Annotated in this window: 22 protein-coding genes; 11 read left to right on the plus strand and 11 right to left on the minus strand. The window is 68.7% G+C overall.

Going from position 1 to position 21,178, the window contains the following annotated elements; translation table 11 throughout:
- Positions 1-44: 44 nt before the first annotated feature.
- The gene (locus E4M00_RS00655; RefSeq protein ID WP_135118648.1) at positions 45-620 is read right to left on the minus strand and encodes a hypothetical protein; all 576 of its coding nucleotides are present in this window, start codon (positions 618-620) and stop codon (positions 45-47) included.
- A 215-nt stretch (positions 621-835) separates the two neighbouring features.
- Here E4M00_RS00655 and E4M00_RS00660 point away from each other — a divergent pair, with 215 nt between their 5' ends.
- The 3 genes from E4M00_RS00660 (at position 836) to E4M00_RS17745 (ending at position 1,759) form a co-directional block, all read left to right on the plus strand.
- Entirely contained in the window at positions 836-1,303 is a 468-nt protein-coding gene (locus E4M00_RS00660) for a DUF805 domain-containing protein (protein ID WP_135118649.1), read from the plus strand.
- A 115-nt stretch (positions 1,304-1,418) separates the two neighbouring features.
- Complete coding sequence (locus E4M00_RS17740; protein ID WP_167756778.1) at positions 1,419-1,586, plus strand: hypothetical protein; 168 nt, start codon at positions 1,419-1,421, stop codon at positions 1,584-1,586.
- Positions 1,587-1,591: 5 nt separating this feature from the next.
- Positions 1,592-1,759: a hypothetical protein gene (locus E4M00_RS17745; protein ID WP_157497832.1), complete on the plus strand. Its 168-nt coding sequence runs from the start codon at positions 1,592-1,594 to the stop codon at positions 1,757-1,759.
- Positions 1,760-1,896: 137 nt separating this feature from the next.
- On the opposite strand, the gene E4M00_RS00665 is transcribed toward E4M00_RS17745, so the two are convergent.
- The 4 genes from E4M00_RS00665 to E4M00_RS00680 form a co-directional block, all read right to left on the minus strand.
- Positions 1,897-3,870, minus strand: coding sequence for a glycoside hydrolase family 127 protein (locus E4M00_RS00665; RefSeq protein WP_135118650.1), 1,974 nt, complete (start codon positions 3,868-3,870; stop codon positions 1,897-1,899).
- Complete coding sequence (locus E4M00_RS00670; protein ID WP_135118651.1) at positions 3,867-4,772, minus strand: carbohydrate ABC transporter permease; 906 nt, start codon at positions 4,770-4,772, stop codon at positions 3,867-3,869. The genes E4M00_RS00665 and E4M00_RS00670 overlap by 4 nt, the downstream gene beginning before the upstream one ends.
- Positions 4,773-4,775: 3 nt before the next feature.
- On the minus strand, positions 4,776-5,699 hold the full coding sequence (locus E4M00_RS00675; protein ID WP_135118652.1) for a carbohydrate ABC transporter permease: 924 nt from the start codon (positions 5,697-5,699) through the stop codon (positions 4,776-4,778).
- Between the two features lie 84 nt (positions 5,700-5,783).
- Positions 5,784-7,076 carry an ABC transporter substrate-binding protein gene (locus E4M00_RS00680; protein WP_135118653.1) on the minus strand — a complete coding sequence of 431 codons (1,293 nt, stop codon included), beginning with the start codon at positions 7,074-7,076 and terminating at the stop codon, positions 5,784-5,786.
- A gap of 167 nt (positions 7,077-7,243) precedes the next feature.
- On the opposite strand from E4M00_RS00680, the gene E4M00_RS00685 reads away from it, so the two are divergent.
- Entirely contained in the window at positions 7,244-8,296 is a 1,053-nt protein-coding gene (locus tag E4M00_RS00685) for a LacI family DNA-binding transcriptional regulator (protein ID WP_135118654.1), read from the plus strand.
- Between the two features lie 33 nt (positions 8,297-8,329).
- On the opposite strand, the gene E4M00_RS00690 is transcribed toward E4M00_RS00685, so the two are convergent.
- The gene (locus tag E4M00_RS00690; RefSeq protein WP_135118655.1) at positions 8,330-8,635 is read right to left on the minus strand and encodes a Dabb family protein; all 306 of its coding nucleotides are present in this window, start codon (positions 8,633-8,635) and stop codon (positions 8,330-8,332) included.
- Positions 8,636-8,682: 47 nt separating this feature from the next.
- Here E4M00_RS00690 and E4M00_RS00695 point away from each other — a divergent pair, with 47 nt between their 5' ends.
- The 3 genes from E4M00_RS00695 to E4M00_RS00705 are packed head-to-tail and all read left to right on the plus strand — an operon-like array spanning position 8,683 to position 10,886.
- Entirely contained in the window at positions 8,683-9,267 is a 585-nt protein-coding gene (locus tag E4M00_RS00695; protein WP_135118656.1) for a GNAT family N-acetyltransferase, read from the plus strand.
- A 35-nt stretch (positions 9,268-9,302) separates the two neighbouring features.
- On the plus strand, positions 9,303-9,875 hold the full coding sequence (locus E4M00_RS00700; protein ID WP_135118657.1) for a YdeI/OmpD-associated family protein: 573 nt from the start codon (positions 9,303-9,305) through the stop codon (positions 9,873-9,875).
- 45 nt (positions 9,876-9,920) lie between these two features.
- The gene (locus tag E4M00_RS00705; RefSeq protein ID WP_135118658.1) at positions 9,921-10,886 is read left to right on the plus strand and encodes an endonuclease/exonuclease/phosphatase family protein; all 966 of its coding nucleotides are present in this window, start codon (positions 9,921-9,923) and stop codon (positions 10,884-10,886) included.
- Positions 10,887-10,889: 3 nt separating this feature from the next.
- Here E4M00_RS00705 and E4M00_RS00710 read toward each other — a convergent pair whose 3' ends face one another.
- Both E4M00_RS00710 and E4M00_RS00715 read right to left on the minus strand, forming a co-directional pair.
- Positions 10,890-12,350 (minus strand): HNH endonuclease signature motif containing protein, encoded by a 1,461-nt coding sequence (locus E4M00_RS00710; protein WP_135118659.1) that lies wholly within the window; start codon positions 12,348-12,350, stop codon positions 10,890-10,892.
- Between the two features lie 206 nt (positions 12,351-12,556).
- A complete protein-coding gene (locus E4M00_RS00715) occupies positions 12,557-13,837 on the minus strand; it encodes a TetR/AcrR family transcriptional regulator (protein WP_135118660.1) in 1,281 nt (426 codons plus the stop codon).
- A gap of 133 nt (positions 13,838-13,970) precedes the next feature.
- On the opposite strand from E4M00_RS00715, the gene E4M00_RS00720 reads away from it, so the two are divergent.
- Both E4M00_RS00720 and E4M00_RS00725 read left to right on the plus strand, forming a co-directional pair.
- On the plus strand, positions 13,971-15,293 hold the full coding sequence (locus E4M00_RS00720) for an MFS transporter (protein ID WP_135118661.1): 1,323 nt from the start codon (positions 13,971-13,973) through the stop codon (positions 15,291-15,293).
- 4 nt (positions 15,294-15,297) lie between these two features.
- The gene (locus E4M00_RS00725) at positions 15,298-17,151 is read left to right on the plus strand and encodes a glycoside hydrolase family 3 protein (protein WP_135118662.1); all 1,854 of its coding nucleotides are present in this window, start codon (positions 15,298-15,300) and stop codon (positions 17,149-17,151) included.
- A gap of 59 nt (positions 17,152-17,210) precedes the next feature.
- On the opposite strand, the gene E4M00_RS00730 is transcribed toward E4M00_RS00725, so the two are convergent.
- Entirely contained in the window at positions 17,211-18,197 is a 987-nt protein-coding gene (locus E4M00_RS00730; RefSeq protein ID WP_135118663.1) for an aldo/keto reductase, read from the minus strand.
- Positions 18,198-18,265: 68 nt separating this feature from the next.
- A complete protein-coding gene (locus E4M00_RS00735) occupies positions 18,266-18,592 on the minus strand; it encodes a carboxymuconolactone decarboxylase family protein (RefSeq protein WP_135118664.1) in 327 nt (108 codons plus the stop codon).
- A gap of 139 nt (positions 18,593-18,731) precedes the next feature.
- On the opposite strand from E4M00_RS00735, the gene E4M00_RS00740 reads away from it, so the two are divergent.
- Both E4M00_RS00740 and E4M00_RS00745 read left to right on the plus strand, forming a co-directional pair.
- Positions 18,732-19,622: a helix-turn-helix domain-containing protein gene (locus E4M00_RS00740; RefSeq protein WP_135118665.1), complete on the plus strand. Its 891-nt coding sequence runs from the start codon at positions 18,732-18,734 to the stop codon at positions 19,620-19,622.
- A gap of 94 nt (positions 19,623-19,716) precedes the next feature.
- Entirely contained in the window at positions 19,717-20,367 is a 651-nt protein-coding gene (locus E4M00_RS00745; protein WP_135118666.1) for a VOC family protein, read from the plus strand.
- Positions 20,368-20,394: 27 nt separating this feature from the next.
- On the opposite strand, the gene E4M00_RS00750 is transcribed toward E4M00_RS00745, so the two are convergent.
- Positions 20,395-21,174, minus strand: coding sequence for an IclR family transcriptional regulator (locus tag E4M00_RS00750; protein WP_135118667.1), 780 nt, complete (start codon positions 21,172-21,174; stop codon positions 20,395-20,397).
- Positions 21,175-21,178: the final 4 nt, after the last annotated feature.

Consider the following 21,178-nt stretch of genomic DNA (forward strand, 5'->3'; position numbering starts at 1 on the left):
CGCGAGTTCAGCGCGGCTACCCACGGGCGATCGTATGTCCGGCGTCAGTCCGCGAGGGAAGCGATGAGTTGCGCCTTGGTGAACTTCCCGTAACCGGTGAGGCCCTTCTCGCGGGCTCGTCCGCGCAGCTGGACGACGGTGAGTGCGCTGAGGTCGCCGCGCTCGGCGGCCTCGTCGGTGAGGGCGCTGGCGCGGGTCTTCGTGGGAGTGTTCACCTCGGCCGGGGCCGGCTCGGCGACGGCCGGCACGATCACGACGTCGTCTTCGCTCGGCACCGAGACCTTCGCGGGCTTCGTCGCCCTCGTGGGGGCCGCCTTCGCCGGTGCGGGCTTCGACGGTGCATTGGTCGACGGCGCAGCCTTCGCGGGCACAGGCTTCTTCACGGTGGCGGGCGCTGCCGTCGCGGACGCGGCCTTCTTCGCGCGGGCATCCTTCTTCGCGCGCTTCGCGGCGTCCTTCTCGATCTTCGCAGCGAGGAGCTTCAGCTCCGCCTCGACCTTGGCCGCCCGCCGCTTGGCCTTCGCACCAGCCTTCCTGGCCGTGCGCTTGGCCTCGGCGACGGCGTCCTTCGCCTTGTCCAGCGCCTTCTTCGCGGCCTTCTCGAGCTTGTTCTTCGCCATTCGATCAATCCCATCGTCAGTGGTGCAATTGGCGACCCAGTCTGTCACTCCGAGGTGAACGACGCCGAAGCGCGCCGACATCGGACGCCCCAGTGTGAACTCACGTTGCGCGCCTCCCCGCCTGAGGCACGCTCATCTGCCACGCTCGGTGCTGCCACACGCACCGCGTGGGGGTGCTTCACCTGCCTTGACCCTTCACCTCTGGAGACCAGCCGATGACCACAGTTCCTCCCGCACCCGCGGCTCCCCTCGACGCTCCCCTCTACGGAGCCTCCTTCGGTCAGGCCATCTCGCGGTTCTGGTCGAAGTACGCCACCTTCTCGGGCCGCGCCAGCCGCAGCGAGTTCTGGTGGTCGTATCTCTTCCTCGTCATCGTCAGCACCGTGCTGTACATCCTCCTGCTCGTCGGCATCACGAGCGGTGGCGTCACGACTGACGCCACGACCGGTGCCGCCGTGCTCAACCCCTCGCCCTTCGGGATCATCATGACGATCGTCTACGTCGTCTGGGGTCTGGCCGTCCTCGTTCCGACGCTCGCGATCAGCTGGCGCCGCCTGCACGACACGAACCGCTCGGGCGGCTTCTGGTTCCTCGGCCTCATCCCGCTGGTCGGCGGCATCATCGTGCTGGTGTTCTTCATCCTCGAGTCCGACCCGGCCGGCGCTCGGTTCGACCGGCGCTAGTCTCGGCGGCCGCCCTGCGGCATCCGTCGTCCGAAGCCCCCGATCTCGTGATCGGGGGCTTCGTCGTTCCCGCGCAGTGGCCACACCGCACTCCGCGCGCGGTTAGCCTGAACGGGTGGAGTACGTCATCGAATTCGACACCATGCCGCAGCTGGTCGGCACCTTCCATTCGGAGGCAGAAGCTGAAGACGCCGCCGAACGGATCGCCGCGCACCGCGGCGTCTCGTCGTGGCGGGTGCGCCAGGTCTTCAACGGTGCGATGGCTCTGGCCGAACTGCGCTGAGTCGCATGGAGATCGACGACGGCGACGATCCGCGGTTCGTGAGCCCCGAGCCCTGCCCGCAGTGCGGTGACGCCATGAACGGCGGCGTGATCGGCGGCGACGACATCGGCATGCTGATCTCGCTGCGCTGCCTCGGCTGCGGCTACACCGCGCTGGTCGATCCCTTCGTGTGATCTCGGCTCGCTGAGGCCCGGACGACGTCTGCGGCCGACGCGCGACTCGGTCCGCTTCGGCGGCGACTTCGTCGCTGCCTCTGCGCTCGGAAGCCCGACGGGCTGCGGCGTCATGGACGATCGCCGCAGCCCGAGTCTCATCGCGCGTGGTGCACAGGCAGCCAGACGCGCATCGTCGACGGACCCCGTTGGGCCCAGCGGTGGTACGGCACGAGGTTCACGGTGATGGGGGCCGCGGCCGGAGCAGCGGCATCCGTCGACGAATACGGCCAGCCCCCATCGGTCGCCCCCGACGTCTCAGCCGACGCCGAGCGGAGGACGACGGCGACGCCCGACTCGCCGTCGGCGGGCTGCGTCGCCCTGTCGACCTGCAGCCCGCTGAACGCGTCGCCGCCCGCCGGAAGGTCGGTCGACTCGAGGCAGTAGACGATCGGGCCACGCTCCACGGCGACGGTGTCGCGGATCGCGTCGATGCGCGGGTCGGGCACGGTGAAGTGCGCCGCCATCGGGAGGCTGAGCTCGAGCACATCGCCGGCGCTGAACGCCCGCCGCACCGAGACGTAGCCCGGCGCCGCCTCGAGCGACTCGACCGAGCCGTCGATGCCCCGCAGAGTCAGACCCGCGGATGCCGCCCACGCGGGCACGCGCAGCGCGATGGTGACCGGCTCGGGGACGTCGTCGACCACCGTCACGGTGATCGTGCCGTCGTCGGGGTAGAGCGTCGCGATGTCGATGGCGATGTCGCGCCCCCCGGCGATATGCGTGCGGATCGACGCCGGCGCGTACTGGTGCAGCTGCAGGCCGTCGTCATCCGTCGTGGCGAGGTACCCGGCGAGGCTCGCGAAGGTGCGGGCGACATTCGGCGGACAGCACGAGACCTCGAACCACGGTGCACGCAGCGACGACGACGCCCGAGGCGACATGACGTCGGGCGATGCCGGCTCCCCCGGCCGCCGCTGGTGCAGCGTGTTCGCGTAGAAGAACGCCGTGCCCTCCTCCGATGGCGAGGTCGCCACGACGTTGAACAGCGTGCGCTCGATGAGGTCGGCGTAGCGGGCGTCGGCGGCTCCGGCACCCTCGACCAGCAGCAGGCGCCAGCTGAACATGATCGACGCGATGCCAGCGCAGGTCTCGGAGTACGCGCGGTCCGGCGGCAGCTCCCAGTCGTCGCCGAAGGCCTCGTCCTGGTGGTGCGATCCCTGGCCGCCGGTGACGTAGGTGCGACGCGCGATGGTCCGATCCCATTGACGCCGGAGCGCGTCGAGCAACGCGCGGTCACCGCTCTCGACGGCGACATCGGCAGCACCGGCCGCGAGGTAGTTGGCGCGCACGGCGTGCCCGGTGAGGGCGTCGGCGTCGCGCACGGGAACGTGGTCCTGGAAGTACGACCGCCCCCACTCGATGTCGGCGAGGGTGCCGTGGCCGCGCCGGTCGACGAACAGCGCCGCCTGCGCGAGGTAGCGAGGCTCCCCTGTGAGCCGGCCGAGCTCGGCCAGCCCGACCTCGACTTCAGCGTGCCCGCACACCGACTGGATGCCGCTCTCGCCGAACACCGAGCAGACCAGGTCGGCCGCGCGCGTCGCGACAGCCAGCAGACCGTCGTCGGCGCCCGGCCGGGTGCGCTCTCGCGCCACGGCGGCCTGGAAGAGATGGCCCAGGCAGTACAGCTCGTGACCCCACTCGAGGTCGGACCAGCGTGCACCCTGACCGGGACGACCGAAGTTCGTGTTCAGGTAGCCGTCGGACTCCTGCGCCGCCGCGACACGGTCGACCACGGCGCGGAAGCGGGCTTCGAGAGCGGCATCCGTTCCCCGTCGACCGATCTCCCAGGCCACGGCCTCGAGGTACTTGTAGACCTCGGAGTCGGAGAACTCGCGGCCACGGCGGCCTGCGGGCAGGGCTCCGGATGCCGCCAGGTCGAAGTTGCCGAGCCAGCCGTCCTTCTCCAGCCAGTGCTCGATGTGGGGCAGCGTTGCCGCCCCGTTGACGCGTTGGCGTTCGGCCCAGAATCCGTCGGTGATGTGCACCTCGTCGACTCCCAGAGGGCGCAGTGCTCCTGTGGACGGGACGACGGGGGCCGCGATGATGCGTGTGGTGGTGGTCATGGTCATCCCTTGAAGGCGCCGGACATGAATCCGCGCACGTAGTGGCGTTGCAGTATGAGGAAGAGCAGGATGCACGGCAGTGCGAGCACGACGACGCCGGCCTCGGTGGCGCCGTAGTCGACGACGCCCTGCACCTGCCCGCGCAGGTTGGAGATGGCCAACGGCAGGGTCATGCGAGCCGAGTCGTTGATGAGGATGAGCGGGGCCATGAAGTCGTTCCAGGCCGCGAGGAAGGCGAACAGGCCCACGGTGATGAGACCGGGCTTCACGGCCGGAACGAGCACGCGCCAGAGCACGGTCCAGGAGGTGCATCCGTCGACCATCGCCGCCTCATCGAGCTCGCGCGGGATGGACTCGAACGAGATGCGCATCATGAAGGTGGAGAACGGCAGCTGGAACATGGTGAGCACCAGCGCCACTCCCACCAGCGAGTTGGAGAGCCCCACCATGTTCAGCAGCACGTAGAGCGGGATGAGGAGAGTGGCGTAGGGCACCATGAGGATCGCGATGGTCGCGAGGAAGAGCGTGTTCTTGCCCCGGAACTCGAAGCGCGCGAACGCGTACCCGCCGAGCAGCGAGATGACCAGCGTGAGCACGACCGTGAGCAGCGAGACGAACACCGAGTTGAGGATGTACTGCCCGATGCCGTCCTGGTAGTTGGCGAGGGTGATGTAGTTGCCGAGGCCCCAGCCGTCGGTCTGGTTGGTGCCGGCCAGCGGGGCCACGGAGGACACCGCCGTCCAGACCAGCGGGTAGAGGAAGATGATGGCGATCGCGCCGGTGAAGACCCAGAATGGCATCTGCAGCGCGATGCCGGCGACAGAGTAGCGACGGCGGTGCGGCCGGGGAGCGACGGAGGCGATCGACGACGTCTCGGTGCGGGGCGGTCGGGCGAGGGTGTTGGTCATGGCTCAGTCCTCCACTTTCCGGCTGAAGCCGCGGATCTGCACGATGTTGATCACGACGAGGGCCGCGAGCACGATGACCGACAGGGCGCCGGCCACTCCCAGGTCGTTCTGGCCCTGGAAGGCCACGCTGTAGATCAGCTGCACGACGGTGATCGTGCTGTTGTCCGGCCCGCCCTTGGTGAGGATGTAGAACTGCTCGAAGGCGAGCAGCGAACCGGTGACGCAGAGCACCGTCGTCAGGGCGAGCGTGGGCTTCAGCAGCGGGATCGTCACGTGACGGAAGGTCTGCCAGCGCGAGGAGCCGTCGATGCGGGCCGCCTCGTACACCTCGTCGGGAATGCCCTGCAGTCCGACGAGCATGAGCAGCATGTAGAAGCCCGCGTAGCGCCAGACGATGAGGAAGAGCGTCGACCAGAGGGCGGCATCCGGGGTTCCGAGGAAGGTGAATCCCCAGGCCTGCGTGAGCTCGGCGAACGGCCCGGCGATGGGCGAGTAGAGCACGTAGAAGAGGAGCGAGGCGGATGCGAGTCCGAGGGCGCTCGGGATGAGGAACGACGCCCGCAGGAAGCCCTTCCACCGGCTCGATTCCTGCACCAGCAGGGCGAGGCCGAGGCCGAGACCGATCAGCAGGATGGTCGCGAGCACCGTGTACTTCAGGGTGAACAGCACCGAGTCGAGGAAGAACCTGTTGCTGATGGCGCTCGCGTAGTTCTCGGGGAAGTTCCAGCCCTGGTCGCCGCCGAGCAGCGGCCAGTCGGAAGCCGACATCTTGAAGACCAGCAGCAGCGGCAGGATGAACAGGAAGAGCACGAACAGGGCCGTCGGCAGGGCGTAGAGCCATCCGATCCCTGCCCGGCCGGACGTGCGCCGGCGCCGCCGGGGCGGGGGTGTCATCTCGGCCGGGATGAGAGGAGCTGTGACGCTCATGGTGGTGCCTTTCGATGCTGTCGTCACGGGCGGGTGGGGGCTGCGCCGGCCGACGCTCGGTCAGCCGGCGCAGTCATCCGTCTGCTACTGCGAGAGCACGTCGGTGATCGCGTCGTTGTCCGCGTCGACCGTGTCGGTGCCCTCGAGCACGGCGTTCCGCACGAGGGTCAGCCAGGGGCTGGTGGGCGAGTTGAACGCCTCCTGGAAGTTGAGCGACACCGGGGTGTCACCCTCGCCGGCGACCTCGTTGATGGTGATGAGGCGCGGGTCCTTCTCGGAGTACTCGTTGGTGGCGAGGTCGGAGCGCGAGACCACGTCGTTGTCCTTCGCGAGAACGCCGACCTGGGCCTCCTCCGACATCATCCAGTTGAGGAAGTTCCACGCCTGGGCGGCCTTCTTGGAGTCCTTCGAGACACCGATGCCGTCACCGCCGACGAAGGTGGATCCGCCGCCCTTCGGGCTCGGGATGCCGGAGACGCCGACGTCGAAGGGAGTCGACGACAGCAGCGTGGCCGGGTAGGGCATGAGTCCGACCTTGCCCTCGGTGAAGCCGGCGGTCCAGGTGGGTCCTGCCTCGTCCTTCGACGACGGCAGTACGGCGCCGGACTTCCACAGGTCGGCCCAGGTGCTGTAGATCTCCTTCGCGGTGTCGCTCGCGAGCAGCGACTCGGTGCCCTCCTCGTTCATGACCTGCTCGTCGGCGGCCCACACGCTCGGGAACCACGTGAAGACGAGGCATCCGCCGCAGTTCAGGCCTGTCGCCGTGCCGTAGGTGTCGGGCTTGTTCAGGCCTTGGATGGCCTTGGCCCACTCGGCGAACTCGGCGAGATCGGCCGGACCCGCCTCGGCGTCGAGGCCGGCCTCGGTGGCGAGGGCCTTGTTCCAGAACAGCATCGACAGGTCGAGCACGAACGGAAGCACGTGCTCCTTGCCGTCTGCGGTTCCGGCCGCGAGGTGACCCTTGTTGATGGAGTCCTTGAAGTCGAGGCCGTCGATGTTGGCGGTGAGGTCCTGGAACAGGCCCTGCTTCACCCAGTTGGGAACGTAGACGATGTCAGCGGCGAACAGGTCGGGCAGGCTGTTGGAGCCGGCAGCCGCGCCCACCTTGGCGACGTAGTCGTCGTTGGGCACGACGGTGAGCTTCACCTGGTTCTCGTGGCTGGCGTTGTAGGCGTCGACGAGCAGGTTGGCCTGCTTCTCGAGAGGGGCGCGGGTCCACAGGGTGAGCGATGTGCCGTCGTCGACGCCCTCGGGTCCGGCGCTCGCGGCGGAGGTGCCCGGATCGGAGCTGGAGCAGGCGGCGAGGCCGGCCAGCAGGACGCCGGCGGTGACCAGGGCACCGACCCTGCGCATCCGTCGGTTCATGGTGCGTGTCATGGAAGTACTCCTTCGAACTCGTCATTGAGTGGGCCGGGTGGGGCCCGGTGCTGTGCGGCAGGAACTACCGAAACATCCGAAATGCTTTTCGGTACGGTATCGCGGGGCAATCCGGCCCGTCAAGTGCGACATCCTGTAACGTTTACGACACGCGAGGGGAGCTGGGCATGGCAGAGCGGGAAGCGGGCGGGTCGACCGGACGCGCGGCGACCCTGAGCGATGTCGCGAAGCTCGCCGGTGTCTCCATCGCCACGGCGTCGAAGGCCATCAACGGCCGTGACCAGGTCGCTCCAGCCACCCGCCAGCGCGTGATGGCGGCAGCCGAGCAGATCTCCTTCACCCCCAACGAACTCGCCCGCGGCCTCATCAACGGGCGCACCGGCACGGTGGGACTCCTCACCAGCGACCTCGAGGGTCGCTTCGTCATCCCCATCCTCATGGGCGCGGAAGACGCCTTCGGAGCCGGGCAGGTGAACGTGTTCCTCTGCGATGCGCGAGGCGACGCCATCCGGGAGCAGCACCACCTCAAGGCCCTGCTCACGCGCCGGGTCGACGGCATCATCGTCGTCGGACGCCAGACCGACCCGCGCCCCTCGCTCGGCCACGACATCCCGGTTCCCGTGGTCTACGCCTACGCGCCGTCGGACGACCCGACGGACATCTCCATCACTCCGGACAACCGCGCTGGCGGCCGTCTCGCCGTGGAGCATCTGCTCTCCTGTGGTCGGCGCCGCATCGCCCTCATCTCGGGCGACCCGGCATTCGCTGCAGCCCAGGACCGCGCGGTCGGTGTGAGGGAGGCGTTGACGGATGCCGGCCTCGAGCTCGTCGGATCGCCGATGTACTCCGACTGGTCGGAGCACTGGGGCCGCGACGCATCGGCCATGCTGCTGCGCCAGTACCCCGATGTCGACGGCATCGTCTGCGGATCGGACCAGATCGCCCGAGGAGCCCTCGACACCCTTCGCGACCTCGGCCGCGATGTGCCGGGCGACGTCGCCGTGATCGGCTACGACAACTGGGAGATCCTCGCGACCAACTCGCGCCCGGGACTCACCACCATCGACGCGAACCTGCAGCAGCTGGGACGGGTCGCGGCGACGCGGATCTTCGACGCACTCGACGGGGCCGGCGGGGCTGGCAGCACCGAGGTCACCGGCGGAACCGAGCACCTTCCCGTGCGCCTCGTCATCCGCGGATCGACGATCCCCCGCCGCTGAGAGGGCGCTTCCGCCGCGGACTGCGTCCGGGCCTCAGCGACCGCGCGAGAACGGAACGAGGTCCAGCTCCTGGAAGTCGGCCACCTCGGGCACCCAGCGCGTCTCGACGAACTGCACGTGAGCGGGATGCCCGTTGTACGCGGCATAGGCAGCGGCATCCGGGAACTCCATCGAGAACTGGAAGTCGTGGCTGCTCTTCTCGCTGACCTGACGCGAGATGCGGAAGTTCTCGACACCCGGAATGGCGGGGAGGATGGCGGCGGCATCCGTGAGGAAGGCACGCTCCTCCGTCGAATCGCTCGGATGCCGCAGGACGAAGCTGACTGTGTGCTGGATCACCGCTCCACCGTAGCGCTGACGGCGGAGCAGTCGTAGAGTTCCGCGACATGGACGACCACGAGATCAGGCCGCTGACCGCGGAGACCTGGGACGCCTTCGCCGATCTGGCCGAGCGTCACAACGGGGTGTGGGGCGGGTGCTGGTGCACCTGGTTCCATCCGGCGTGCGAGGAGAAGGGCCAGACGGCCGAGGGCAACCGCGCCTACAAGGAACGACTGGTGCGGGAGGGCCGGGCGCACGCGGCGCTGGTCTTCGACGGTGACACCGCCATCGCCTGGGCCGAATACGGCACCCCAGCCGAACTGCCGGTCATCCATCATCAGAAGCAGTACCTGGCCACCCTCGACAGCCTGCCCGACTACAGGATCACCTGTCTCTTCGTCGACAAGAACCACCGTCGCGACGGCGTCGCCGAACTCGCCGTGCGTGGAGCCGTCGCGTTGATCGGTGAAGCGGGTGGCGGCATCGTCGAGGGCTACCCCCACGACGTTCCGCCGGGAAAGAAGGTGTCGGCGTCCTTCCTCTACAACGCCACCCGCACTCTGTACGAACGAGTGGGCTTCACCTTCGTGCGGCCCAAAGGCCAGGGCAACACGGTGATGCGCATGGAGGTGGCGGATTCACGCAGGTAGCCCGCACGTCGGTAGGGCGCGCTAGCGTCGTAGCCATGGTGAGCTTTGCCGACAAGCCGATCCTCGACGTCACGATCGAGGAGTGGGAGGCGTACCTCTCGGGAACGCCCGACGACGGCGGCGTGCGGTTGAAGCTCCGCAAGAAGAACTCGTCGGCTCCGGGCATCACCTGGTCGGAGGCCCTCGACGTCGCCCTCTGCTACGGCTGGATCGACGGTCAGGCCGGCCGCTTCGACGAGGACTACACGTTGCAGGCGTTCACTCCGCGCCGCAAGAACAGCCCGTGGTCGCAGATCAACCGCGAGCACGTGGCCCGCCTGATCGAGGAGGGACGGATGCGGCCCGGCGGCCACGCCGAGGTCGAACGTGCCCAGGCCGACGGCCGCTGGGATGCCGCCTACCGGCAGAAGGACGCCGTGGCCCCGCCCGACCTCCAGATCGCGCTCGACAACAGTCCCGACGCCGCGGCGTTCTTCGACACCCTCACCAAGATCGACCGCTTCAGGGTCTACTTCCGCATCGGCAACATCAAGACTCCGGCCGTGCGTGCGGCGCGCATCCGCGATGTCATCGAGAAGGCCGAACGGGGCGAACAGCACTATCGCTGACGGGCGAGGCGGAGGAGACTCGACAGGCAACCCTAGAGGCGCACCATGACCACCATCGGAACCTGGAATCTCGAGAATCTGTTCTCCCCGGGCAGTCCGTTCGGTCCCACGGATGCGACCACGTTCGCGCGCAAGATCTCCCTGCTCGCGTCGACGATCGCCGCAGCAGACCTCGACGTGCTGGCCGTCGAGGAGGTCGGTGATCCCGCGGCGTTCGACGCCCTCATCGATGCCCTCGGCGACGGCTGGACCGGTGTGCTGTCGACGCATTTCGACGTCGACCACGCCATCAGGGTGGGGTTCCTGTCGCGACTGACGATCGAGGAGACGACGGAGCACACCGCCATCCCGGCCGCCCTGCAGTCGACGCCGACGTCGGACGACGGCACTCCGCTCACGACCATGGGCCGGGGTGCTCTGAGGATCCGGGTGACCGTGGGCGGGCATCCGCTCGACCTCCTCGTCGGTCATCTGAAGAGCAAGCTGCTCTCGTTCCCGGGCCGGGTGCCCGGAACGACGTCGTTCTCGCCGCGGGACGAGGCCCAGCGCGCGCGGTTCGCCGCCTACGCGCTGAACCGCCGCGCGGCCGAGGCCGTGGCCATGCGCGGAGTCGCGGACGACCTGCTCGACGGCGAGGGCGCCACTCGGTTGCTGGCCGTGCTCGGAGATCTCAACGACGAGGTGCGCGCGGCGACAACGCAGATGCTGCAGGGTCCTCCCGGGTCCGAGATCGGCACGCGCGGCGAGAAGTCACCCGACAAGGGCGACGCGTGGCGCCTGCTCAATCTCGCGCCCCTCATTCCCGAGGAGCGGCGTTTCTCCCGAATCTTCGAGGGCCGCGCCGAACTCATCGACCACATCTTCGTCTCCACGGCGCTGCGGGCTCATGTCACCGATGTCGACACGGTGACCGGCGCGACGGCACTTCCGTCGATCACGCCGGATGCCGCTGCCCGCAAGGAGGCGCCGGTCTCCGACCACGCGATGGTGGTGGCGACGCTCGACCTGTGATTCTCACTGCCGGTTGCGCATCCGGTGTCGGAGCGCCTCGGCCTGCCTCACCCGGGATCGTCGCGCCGGTCGCCACTCGGGCGGTCCGAGCTCGGGTGGGGGCATGATCTGCGGGCTGCCATCGACCATGCGCACCCGCCAGCCGCCGCGGGTCTCGATGGTGCGGTGGTGGAACCAGCAGAGCAACACCCCGTTGTCGACGTGGGTGCGTTGTTCGACAGCCCACGGGACGACGTGGTGGGCTTCGGTCTCGACGGCGGGGCGACCGCAGATGACGCAGCCGCCGTCGCGGGCGTCCATCGCCCGACGTCGCGTCCGGTTGAAGCACCGTTCCGTGGTGCCCAGGGCGAGAACCTTCCCATTCGCGGCGAGATCGACCTGTTGGATGCCGTTCGCACAGCACAACTGCCGCACCGCGACCATGGGGATGGGAATCTCGAGTCCGTCGACGTGACCGACCCCGTGCCCCGACTCGTGATCGGCAGCGTGGACCGTGACGAGCATCGTCGGCGATGCCCCGCCCAGCGTGGGCAGCTCCCCCGACCTGCCTGCGATGTCGAACACCGTCGCCAGGGCGTCGTGCTGACGTTGACTGCGCGTGCGGGGGTCTGTGAGCTGCACCGCATTCAACCCGTCCTGCTGCGCCTGCAGTTCGAGAGCAGCGCGATCCCCCTCGGCCATGAACTTCTCCGACTGGCGCGGGTTGGTCATCGACGTGAACACGGCCTGCATGGCACCGGCGACTTCGGGAACGAGGAGGCCTCCGCACGGGATCAGGCCGTCGCGGGCGGGCTTGAACCAGAACCCGCGCGACGCGAAGTCCTTCTCGGTCGGCTCGGCACCGTCGGGATTCAGGTACGCCGCCCACGTGCCAGCCTGGATCTCGGTGATCGACGGCGGCACCGGCGGCTCCGCCGCGGCCCCGGGCTCGACCGGTTCGCCGATCGCCGCGCAGACGAGTTCATGCTCCGCGGGTACGAACCTCGAGTAGGTGTCGGTCGGGGCGCCGCGCTTCGCCTGACTGAGGATGCGGGTGATGGTGCGCGCCGAGTCGATGCCCAACCGTCCACACGCCAGCCCCGCCCGGACGGCGTCGAACTCCGCCGGCAGCAGCTCACCGGTCAGGGCGGTGTGCTGCCGGGTCTGGGCCCCCAGTCGCAGCCGTGCCCGAGCAGTGGGCAGGTCCACCCGGGTGACGTGCTCCAGCAACTCCGCCGGGGTGGGGAACCCCATCCGCTTCGCCAACGACTCCGACCCCAGGATCGGACGGGACCGGTCGGCGACCTCACCGGCGGTGAGGACACGCACCGCGTCGGCGGCGCGGCCGGAGTCTTCGGACACGGCGGCGACGAGCAGCAGATCCTGATCCGACAGGCCGCCCATCACCCCGACGGCAGCGGCTTCGGCGAGCAGCGCACGGTTCGCCGCCACTGCCTCCCGCATCCGCTGTCCGAGCGATTCCATACCCTCACGCTACGGGCACCCACCGACACTCGAGTCCCTGAATCCATCGTTTGATCAGGAAGTTTCTGTCCACAGGGTGTGGATTCCGACGAACGAGCGCAGCCCTGGGGAGGAGCGCCGAGCTGGGTGGATCTCGATACACCTGCTCGCTGCGCTCGCGGGCTACTCGATCAGCGGAGGGGGTCGGCGAGCGAGCGGAACGAGCCTCAGCGCGCCAGCAGTGCCGCCACGTGCGCCTCGAGCTGATCGCCGACGTCGACGCCGTCGGGGTCGTAGAGCCACTGCAGCTGCAAGCCGTCCCACAGCGCGACCAGCCAGGACGCCTCGAACCACGGGTCGACGTCAGGCCCGAGGTCGAGCCGACTGATGATCCCGGCGAAACGGTCGATCGCCATCGCGAAACGCTGTTCGAAGTAGGCATGAGCGGGATGCGACGGCGCCGCGGCCTCGGCCGAGAGCACGGCATAGAGCTCGATGAGGCCCGGCTCGGATGCGGCGTCGTGGCGCGCACCATCGGGGAGGGAGAGCATCGTGCCGCGCGGATCGGTCTGCGGGTCGAAGACCGTGCGCTCGCCGATCGTGGAGTCGCGGCGCTCGATCACCGCTGCGAGCAGCTCCTCCTTGCTGGAGAAGTGGTGCAGCAGCGTCGACTTGCCGATGCCGACCTGCTCGGCGATCTCGCGCAGGCTCGCGGCATAGAAGCCGCGACTGGCGAAGACGGCGGAGGCTTCGACGATGATCTGCTCCCGGCGCTTGCGGCCCGGAGCGTAGCCGACGTCGTTCGTCCACGGCGCGAAGTCCAGCGTCGGTTCCGCATTCGAGGAGTCGACGCCCGAGTTCCCGGCGGCGGCCGTCGCCATCCCCTGCAGCTGACGCAGGTGGGTCTCGAGCATCGCCGGCACATCGATGCGATCCGGAAGATAGAGCGATATGAGCTGCAGCCCGTCCCAGGCCGCAGCGAGGCGGATCGCCTCGCCGACGGCATCCGTCTCCGCGGAGAGCTCGCCATCGGCGATGGCCTGCGCGAAGAACTGCCCCGAGAGACCGCGCAGGCGCCGGTGCCGATCTCGGAATCGAACGTGCGCCGGGTGAGCGGCGCTGGTGGCCTCGCCGGCGAGCGTCGCGAACAACGGGATGTAGCCGGGGCGCAGGGCGTTCTGGCGGGCGATCTCGACGAAGACGTCGACCCCCATCACCCGCTCGCCGATGCGGTCCTCGTTGGCCTGCTCCAAATCGCCGACGATCACATCGAGGATCTCGTCCTTCGAGGAGAAGTGCTTGAGGACTCCCGGATGCGACAGCCCGGCCTGCGCGGCGATGTCGCGGAGGGACACCGCACCGAAGCCGCGCTCGACGAACAGGGTGGCAGCTGACTCGAGGATGGCCGCGCGCGTGCGGGCGGCGCTGGCGGCCCGCGCATTCGCGGCGCCGGCGGCGGCGATGAACACCACGCCCATGAGTCCCCCATCAGTCCGGTCGAGAGCCATCCTCCCACAGCACGGTTACCGCTCGGACGGCATCCGATTACCACGCGGTCTTTATTGAGTTACCACACGGTCTATTTTCATGTATGCTCATCCGCGAGCCGATGGCGGCTCAGGTTCATTCGAAAGGAACCCCATGACAGAGTCGTCAATGGCTGGCGCAGCGACCTCGCTGGGCGCGCAGTCCGATCTCCTCCTGGCCGAATCGGCCACGGCGGGCAAGCAGAGCGGACGGGCCCCCCGCGGCTTCCTCCCCGGTCTCGCTCTCTCGAACTTCGGCGTCTACCTCGCCCTGCTCACCCCGGTGATGGTCTCGATGGCCTTCAAGGTGCAGCACATCACCGCCTCGCCCGAGGAGGCGACCGCCCAGCTCGGCATCATCATGGGCGTCGGCGCCCTGTTCGCCCTCATCTGCAACCCTCTCGTCGGCCGCCTCTCCGACCGCACGGCATCGCGGTTCGGCATGCGTCGCCCGTGGATGCTCGGCGGCGTGCTCGTCGCCCTCGGCGCCTTCACGCTCATCGGCGTCGCGACCAGCACCTGGATCGTGCTCATCGGCTGGTGCATCGTGCAGGCTGCGCTCAACGGCGTGCTCGCCGCGACAACCGCCACCGTGCCCGATCAGGTTCCTGTCTCGGGTCGTGGCAAGGTGTCGGGCATCGTCGGCCTGACCACCCCGCTCGGCATCCTCGGCGGCAGCTTCCTGGTGAACTTCCTCGCCGACGACGTCAGCCGATTCGTCGTTCCCGGCCTGATCGCCGTGATCGCCGTGGTCGTGTTCGTCGTCGTGCTGAAGGACCGCGTGCTCACCGAGAAGCCGGCCGAGCGCTACGGCGTGAGGGAGTTCTTCGGATCCTTCGTCTTCAACCCGCGCAAGCACCCCGACTTCGGCTGGACGTGGCTCACCAAGTTCCTCGTCATGTTCGGCTACGCCGGCATCGCCACCTTCCTGCCGTTCTACCTCGTGGAGCAGTTCAAGCTCAGCGAGCAGGATGCGATCGGCACCATCCTCATGGCCAACCTCGCCTCGATGGCCGCGATGGCGATCTCGGGCCCCATCGGCGGCATCCTCTCCGACCGGATCGGCAAGCGCCGCCCGTTCGTGGCCGTCGCCGGCGGAGTCATGGTCATCGGTCTGGTCGTGCTGGCGTTCGCACCGAGCATCGGGGTCGTCCTCCTCGCCCAGGCGATCATCGGCTTCGGCGCCGGCTCGTTCATGTCGGTCGACATGGCTCTCGCCACGGAGGTCCTTCCCAACGCGGCGGACTCCGCCAAGGACCTCGGCGTGCTCAACATCGCCAACGCACTCCCCCAGTCCATCGCCCCGGCCATCGCCCCGATGATCATCGCCTTCGGCGCCACCACGGCGCTCGGCGGCTACACCGTCTACTACCTCTTCGGCGCGCTCGTCGCCCTCGCCGGCGCCGTGCTCGTCTATCGCATCAAGGGAGTGAAGTAACACCATGACCGACATCATCGATTCCAGCGTGACGGATGCCGCAGCATCCGGAACCGCAGCAGACACCGTCGATCCCACCTACCGGAACGCGGCGCTGCCCGTCGACGAGCGCGTGGAGAACCTGCTCGGCCAGATGAGCCTGGAGGAGAAGGCGGGCCTGTTCTTCCAGACCATGATCGCCATGAGCCAGGACGGCGAGCTCGCCGCGGCCGACCCCACCTTCGGACTCGAGTCCAACGAGGCGATGGTCATCGGCAAGGGCATGACGCACTTCAACGTGCTCGGCTCGGCGCCGTCGGGCGAGCTCATGGCGGCCTGGCACAACAAGGTGCAGGAACTGGCGGCGACGACCCGTCTCGGCATCCCCGTCACCATCTCCACCGACCCCAGGCACTCGTTCAGCGACAACCCGCTCGCCGGCATGCTGTCCGGCCCGTTCTCGAGCTGGCCCGAGACCGTCGGTCTCGCCGCCATCCGCGACGAGGCTCTCGTCGAGCGGTTCGCCGACGTCGCGCGCCAGGAGTACACGGCCGTCGGCATCCGGGTGGCGCTGCATCCGCAGGTCGACCTCGCCACCGAACCGCGCTGGGGCCGCCAGGTCGCCACCTTCGGCGAGGACCCCGAGCTCACGAGCGTCCTCGGAGCGGCCTACATCCGCGGCTTCCAGGGCTCGGAGCTGGGTGCGGCATCCGTCGCCACCATGACCAAGCACTTCCCCGGCGGCGGCCCGCAGATGGACGGCGAGGACGCCCACTTCCCGCACGGCCGCGAGCAGGTCTACCCCGGCGGCCAGTTCGAACTGCACCTCAAGCCGTTCGAGGCCGCATTCGAGGCCGGAACCAGCCAGATCATGCCCTACTACGGCATGCCCGTCGGCACCGAGTACGAAGAGGTCGGCTTCGGCTTCAACAAGAGCGTGATCACCGGCCTGCTTCGCGAGCGCTACGGCTTCGACGGCATCGTCTGCACCGACTGGGGGCTCATCTCCGACTCCGAGATCTTCGGCCAGCCGTTCCCGGCGCGCGCCTGGGGCGTCGAGCACCTCACCCCGCGCGAGCGCATGGTGAAGGTCATCGAGGCCGGTGTCGACCAGTTCGGCGGCGAGGCGATCCCCGAACTGCTCATCGAGCTCGTCGAGTCGGGCGAGATCAGCGAGGCCCGCCTCGATGAGTCGGCCCGTCGACTCCTCCGCGAGAAGTTCGTGCTCGGACTCTTCGACGCCCCGCTCGTCGACGTGGCTGCGGCGGGCATCGTCGTCGGGTCAGAGGAGTTCCGTGCCGCCGGCGAGGCGGCCCAGCGCGCCTCGATCACGGTGCTGACCAACACCGAGATCACGAATCCGGTGACGGATGCCGCCACTCCGACACTGCCGATCGCGACCGGGCTGAAGCTCTATGTCGAGGGCATCGACGTCGCCGTCGCAGCCGAGTACGGCACCGTCGTCGCCACCCCCGCCGATGCCGACGTCGCGATCATCCGCACGCACGCTCCGTTCGAGGTGCGCAGCACGGTGTTCGAGAACTTCTTCCACCAGGGCTCGCTCGACTTCACAGCCGAGGCCGTCGCGCACCTGCGCGAGGTCGCGGCATCCGTGCCCACCATCGTCGACGTGCACCTCGACCGCCCGGCGATCCTCACGCCGATCGTCGCCTCACCCGGTGCTCCGGCCGCGGTCGTCGCGAACTACGGAGCGAACGCCCGTGCTCTGCTCGATGTGCTCACCGGCGCCGCGGAGGCGAAGGGCAGGCTGCCCTTCGACCTGCCGTCGAGCATGGCCGCCGTCGAGGCCAGCCGCGAGGACGTGCCGTTCGACACGAAGGACCCGCTGTTCCGCTTCGGGCACGGGCTGAGCATCTGACGCGTTGAGGCGCTGAGGGTCCCACGGGCTCTGGCGACCCGCTACCGCGACTGATCCGGTCACCGGCCGACGTACGCCATGTGCTGCTCGTTGTAGCGATCGCCCGTCACACCGAGTCGCGCGACGATGCCGTCGAGGTCGGCGATGTCATCGGCCGAGAGCGCCGTCTGCGTCGCGGCGGCGTTCTCGTCGATGCGCTCGACGCGTCGGGTGCCGGGGATGGGGGTGATCCACGGCTTCTGGGCGAGCAGCCACGCGAGCGCGACCTGGCCGGGGGTCACTCCGCGCGTCGCGGCGAGCTCCGCGACGTGATCGACGAGCGCCTGGTTGGCACGCCGATTCTCGGCATCGAATCTCGGGATCGCTCCGCGCACGTCGCCATCGGCGAACGGTGCAGCGGAGTCGACGGTTCCCGTGAAGAAGCCCTTCCCGAGCGGGCTGAACGGAACGAAGCCGATGCCGAGCTCGGCCAGCGTCGGGAGCACCTCGGGCTCGGGATCCCGCGTCCACAGCGAGTACTCGCTCTGCACCGCTGTCACCGGGAACACGGCATGGGCTCGGCGGATCGTCGCGGCGGAGGGCTCCGAGAGGCCGAAATGACGCACCTTCCCGGCCTGGACCAGTTCCCCGACGGCACCGGCGACGTCGTCGATGGGAACGTCGGGGTCCACCCGGTGCTGGTAGAACAGGTCGATGACGTCGGTGCGGAGCCGTCGCAACGACGCGTCGGCGACCCGCTTGATCTGCTCCGGCCGGCTGTCGAGTCCGACCGACCTGCCGCCCTCGATCCTCCAGCCGAACTTGGTGGCGATCACCACCTGGTCGCGCACAGGCTGCAGAGCCTCGCCGACCAGTTCCTCGTTCACGTACGGCCCGTACACCTCGGCGGTGTCGAAGAAGGTGATCTGCCGATCGACCGCGGCACGGATGACGCCGATCATGTCGTCACGCGAGCCCGGATTGGGACCATAGCTCTGCGACATGCCCATGCATCCTAGGCCGATCGCCGAGACCTCGAGTCCCTGGCCGAGCGTTCGAGTGTGCATCCGGGTTCTCTCCTTGTTCCGATCCGATTCTTGTCCTGCTTCGATTCCTGTTTCCGGCGACCGGGCGGCTAGTCGGTGAAGACCTTCTTGGCGACGCCCATGGCGCCCATGCCTTTCGGCCAGCCGGCGTAGAGGGTCACATGGGTGATGGCTTCGATGAGTTCGTCCTGTGTGACGCCGTTCTCGACGGCTCGCCCGAGGTGGAACTCGAGCTGTGCGGTGTCCCCTCCGGCGGCGAGCACGGCCACGGTGATCAGGCTGCGGTCCCTGGCGGAGAGTTCCGGTCGGTTCCAGACGTCCTCGAAGAGCACGTCGTCGGTGAGAGCGGCGAGCTTCGGTGCGAAGTCGCCGAACATGCGGCGGCCTCCGCCGACCTGCTTCTGCTGATCGGTCATGAGCTTCCTCTTCCTGTCGTTTCCTGTCGATGTCCCGCTTCTCATTCGACACCCGCGCGGACGCCGGGTGGGAGGGCGGGTTCATCCCGGTTATGCCAGAACCTCCCAGCGGATGCAGGCGTCGGCGTAGCGTTGCCGCATGCAGAACCGCGACGACGTCCAGACGTTCCTGACGGCGCGACGGGCTCGGATCACACCGGAGCAGGCAGGAGTGCCGCTCTATGGAGGCATTCGTCGCGTGCCCGGGCTCCGGCGGGAGGAGGTCGCGATGATGGCCGGAGTCTCGACCGACTACTACACGCGCCTCGAGCGCGGCAACCTCACCGGCGTCTCCGACAGCGTGCTCAACGCCGTCGCCGCAGCTCTCCACCTCGACGACGCCGAGACGGCCCACCTCTTCGATCTGTCACGAGCCGCGAACGCCAGCACGCGTGGACCACGGAGACGGTCGACCCAGCCGAGATTACGAGACGGCATCCAACTGCTCCTCGACTCCATCTCCGCAGCTCCCGCGTTCGTGCGGAACGCCCGCATGGACTTCGTCGCCGGCAACCTGCTCTGCCAGGCGCTCTACTCCCCGCTCTTCGCCAGCCCCGACCGCCCGGTGAACCACTCCCGCTTCATCTTCCTCGATCCGAAGGCGCACGACTTCTACCGCGATTGGGACCGCGCCGCGAACGACAATGTCGCGATCCTGCGCTCCGAAGCCGGACGGAACCCGTACGACCGGGCGTTGACCGATCTGGTCGGAGAGCTCTGCACGCGCAGCGAGGAGTTCCGCACCCGCTGGGCGGCCCACCGGGTGAGCTTGCACCACACGGGCGCGAAGACCTTCATCCACCCGGTCGTCGGCGAACTGGAGCTCATCTACAACGCCCTCGACCTCCCCGCCGACCCCGGACTGACGCTCACCGTCTACAACGCTGCTCGGGGTTCCGCTACGGAGGAGAAGCTGCGCCTGCTGGGCAGCTGGGCACTCACTCAGACCGCCGTCACGTTCCCGGCGACGGCTTCTGGCGCGGCGACCTGATTCCGACCCCTCCCAGCGACATCCACGCGTCGTCGTTCCAACCGAGCAGGATCCGAGAAGCGCCACACGAAGGCGCCCACTTAGCGTGGTCGACATGAACACCACCACAGCACTCACCACCATCGACACCGTCGCCCTCGACGTTCCCGACGTCACCTCCGCCGAGCAGTTCTACACCGCTGCCTTCGGCGTCCTCCCCCAGCTGAGGCTTCGCCAGATGACGGATGCGGCAGGCCCGTCCAGCGGATTCCGCGGCTACACCCTCTCGCTCATCGTCTCCCAGCCCTCGACCGTCGGCAGCCTCGTCGACTCGGCCGTCGCTGCCGGCGCGACCCTGGTCAAGCTCGTGCAGAAGTCCCTGTGGGGACACGGCGGAGTCGTGCAGGCACCGGACGGCGCCATCTGGCAGGTCGCGACATCGTCGAAGAAGGACACCGGCCCGGCCACGCGCCAGATCGACGAGGTCGTGCTCCTGCTCGCCGCCGATGACGTGAAGGCCAGCAAGCGCTTCTACGTCGACCGCGGCCTGGCGGTCGGGAAGAGCTTCGGCGCCTACACCGAGTTCGACATTCCATCGAGCCCGGTCAAGCTGGGGCTCTACAGCCGCAAGGCCCTCGCCAAGGCCGCCGGAGTCCCGCCGGAGGGCAGCGGATCGCACCGCATCGCGATCGGAGGCGGCGGAATCACCGGAGACGCCGGATTCACCGACCCCGACGGCTTCGAGTGGGTGTCGAGCGCGGCCTGACCGGCCGCATCCGCCCGGTCGCCCCGATCACTCGGCCTGATTCGCGAGCCTGCGCGACACCCTGTGGGCCTCGAGCAGCAGTGCCCGCCCGAGCTCCTTCTGGCGGGCGGGCTTGAACCGGCTCTCGATCCCGGTGAGCGTGAGCGCCCACATCGGGCGGTTGGCGCGGTCGAAGATCGCCGCCGCCATGCCCCAGCTGCCCTCGACGATGCGGCCCGGGTTCACGACATAGCCGACCTCCCGCGCCGCGGCGATGGTCTTGCGGATGCCGGCCAGGGTCTGGTTCACGCCGTGCCGGTTGCCGCTCAGGTCGAGCCGGGCGAGGTGCTCCTCCTGCTCCGCCTCGTCGAGGTGGGCGAGGATCGCCAGCCCGGCCGAGCCGATCCCCAGCGGGAACCGGGTGCCCTCGGCCAGCACGAAGGAGCGGATGGGGAAGCTCCCCTCCTCTCGCAGCAGGCAGATCGTCTCGTTGCGCCGACGCATCGAGAGGAACGCCGACTCCCCCGTCGACGCGGCCAGGCGCACGAGCGACGGATGCGCGATCTCCTCGATCGGGAACCGGCTCGCCGCTGCCGAGCCCATCACGTACATCTCGGCCCCGAGAAACCAGCGGCCGCTGCTCTCGTCCTGGTCGAGCAGTCCCTCGGCCGCGAGGGAGTTGAGCAGGCGGTGCACCGTGGGCTTGGTGAGGCCGGTTCTCGCGACGAGGTCGTTCAGTCGCACGCCATCACCTCGGGCGCTCGTGACCTCGCGCAGCAGGTGGCCGACGCGCTGCACCACCTGGGTCCCCGCGGGAGGCTGCGGCATCCGT

This window comes from Orlajensenia leifsoniae, assembly GCF_004570845.1.
In the GTDB taxonomy this organism is placed as follows: Bacteria; Actinomycetota; Actinomycetes; order Actinomycetales; family Microbacteriaceae; genus Orlajensenia; species Orlajensenia leifsoniae.